Genomic DNA, 2,304 nt, shown 5'->3' with positions numbered 1-2,304 from the left:
CCCCGGGGACGGCGGGAACCCGCCGGACCTGCCCGTACCCGAGGCGCTCCGCCCCGTCACCCTCGTGGTACCCGGCCGCGCCCGGGGACCGGCCGCCGCCCGCAACACCGGGGCGCGCCGGGCCGGGAACGTCCCCTGGATCGTCTTCCTCGACGACGACGTCGTGCCCTCGGAGACCTGGCGCGCGGACCTGGCCCGCGACCTCGCCGCGGCCCGTGCCGACACGGCGGCGGTCACCGCCCGGATCGACGTCCCGCTGCCCGGGGGGCGGCGCCCCACCGACAACGAGCGGAACACCGCCGGACTGGCCACCGCCCGCTGGATCACCGCCGACATGGCCGTCCGCACCGAGGCGCTCGACGCGGCGGACGGCTTCGACGAACGCTTCCACCGCGCCTTCCGCGAGGACGCCGACCTCGCCCTGCGCCTGCTGGCCGGCGGCTGGCACCTGGCCGAGGGGAGCCGCCGCACCACCCACCCCGCCCGCGCCGCCGACCGCTGGACCTCCGTACGCCAGCAGGCCGGCAACGCAGACGACGTCCTCATGCGGCGCCTCCACGGCCCCGACTGGCGCGCCAGCGCGGCGGCGCCCCGCGGCCGGCTCTCCCGCCACCGCGCCGTCACCGCCGCCGGCGCCGCCGCCCTCGTCTGCGCCCTCACCGGCCACCGCGCGGCCGCCCTCGCCTGCGCCCTCGGCTGGGCCGCCGGCACGGCCGAGTTCACCCTGATCCGCGTCCTGCCGGGCCCCCGCACCCGCCAGGAGATCACCGACATGATCCTCACCAGCGCGGTCATCCCCCCGGCCGCCACGTGGCACTGGCTGCGCGGCCTGGTCCTCCACCGCTCGGTCATCCCCGGCCGCCCCGCCCGCGCCCCGGCCCGCCCTCCGGCGGCCGACCGGGCCGCCGGCCCCGCCGCCCCCACGGGGGAGACCCGGCGGACGGAAGGGACCGCGGCCCGACAGGAGGCGGTGTGACGAACCGGCGACGGCCCGAACGGGCCGCACCCCGTACCGACGCGCCCGAACGCGCCCCGCGCGGCGCCCGGAGCGCCCCCGGCACCCCGGCGGCGCCGGCCGGCCCCCGTACGGCCACCGCCTCCGGCCGACCGGAGACGCCCTCCCGCAGGAACGGACCCGTGCTCAGGACCACGGGCGGCGTCCGGATCACGGAGGAAGACCCCGCCGGTACCCCCGACCCCGCCCCCTGGATCTTCGAGGCCCCGCAAGCCGGGCCCGCCCCCGGCCCGCCGGCCACCGGCGAGCCGGCCGGGGACGGCCGACTCCCCGACGCCGTCCTCTTCGACCGGGACGGCACCCTGATCGTGGACGTCCCCTACAACGGCGACCCGCGCCGCGTCCGGCCGCTGCCCGGCGCGGGGGAGGCGACCGCCCTGCTGCGCTCGCTCGGCGTCCCCACCGGCGTGGTGAGCAACCAGTCCGGCGTCGCCCGGGGCCTGCTGACCCGGCGGCAGGTCGTCGCCGTACGCGACCGGGTCGACCGGCTCCTGGGCCCGTTCCCCGTCTGGGCCGTCTGTCCCCACGGCCCCGACGACGGCTGCCCCTGCCGCAAGCCCGCCCCCGGACTCGTCCTCGCCGCCTGTGCCCGGCTGGGCGCCCGCCCCTCCCGTACCGTCGTGATCGGCGACATCGGCGGCGACATGGCCGCCGCCCGCGCGGCCGGCGCCGAAGGCGTCCTCGTGCCCACCGCCGCGACCCTCCCCGACGAGATCGCCGCCGCCCCGAGGACCGCCCCCGACCTCATGACCGCGGTACGGCTCGCGCTCACCGCCCTCCCCCCGGACGGTGCCGCGTGAACGCCGCACCCCGCACCCTCGTCGTCCGCCTGGACAGCGCGGGCGACGTCCTCCTCGCCGGACCGGCCGTACGGGCCGTGGCCGCGGGCTCCTCGACCACGGCCATGCTCTGCGGCCCGGCCGGCGCGCCCGCCGCCCGGCTGCTGCCCGGCGTGGACGAGGTCCTCGTCCACGAGGCCCCGTGGGTCGGCCTCGACCCGCCGCCGGTCTCCCCGGACGCCTGCCGCGAGCTGATCGGGGCCGTGGCCGCCCGCCGCTTCGACCGGGCGCTGATCCTCGTCTCCTACCACCAGAGCCCGCTGCCCGCCGCCCTGTTGCTCCGGCTCGCCGGCGTGCCCTGGATCGGCGCCGACAGCGAGGACTACCCGGGCGCCCTGCTCGACCTGCGCCACCGGCGGGCGCCGGGGCGCCACGAGGCCGAGGCCGCCCTCGACCTCGCCCGCGCCGCCGGCTTCGTACCGCCACCCGGCGACGACGGCGCTCTGCGCG

The 2,304-nt window shown here is 80.1% G+C and carries 3 protein-coding genes; all 3 read left to right on the top strand.

What is annotated here, in order from left to right:
* A partial coding sequence (locus tag RIF68_RS34775; RefSeq protein ID WP_309055509.1) for a glycosyltransferase occupies positions 1-976 on the top strand: 976 nt, incomplete at its 5' end.
* Positions 973-1,815, top strand: coding sequence for a D-glycero-alpha-D-manno-heptose-1,7-bisphosphate 7-phosphatase (locus RIF68_RS36595; protein WP_375165790.1), 843 nt, complete (start codon positions 973-975; stop codon positions 1,813-1,815). The genes RIF68_RS34775 and RIF68_RS36595, both read left to right, overlap by 4 nt.
* Positions 1,812-2,304: glycosyltransferase family 9 protein (locus RIF68_RS34765; protein WP_375165789.1), on the top strand; the 493-nt coding region annotated here is incomplete at its 3' end. The genes RIF68_RS36595 and RIF68_RS34765, both read left to right, overlap by 4 nt.

This window comes from Streptomyces sp., assembly GCF_031178505.1.
Lineage (GTDB): Bacteria > Actinomycetota > Actinomycetes > Streptomycetales > Streptomycetaceae > Streptomyces > Streptomyces gulbargensis.
The sequence above is the reverse complement of the archived record's forward strand: the minus strand, read 5'-3'. Positions and strand labels throughout refer to the sequence as shown.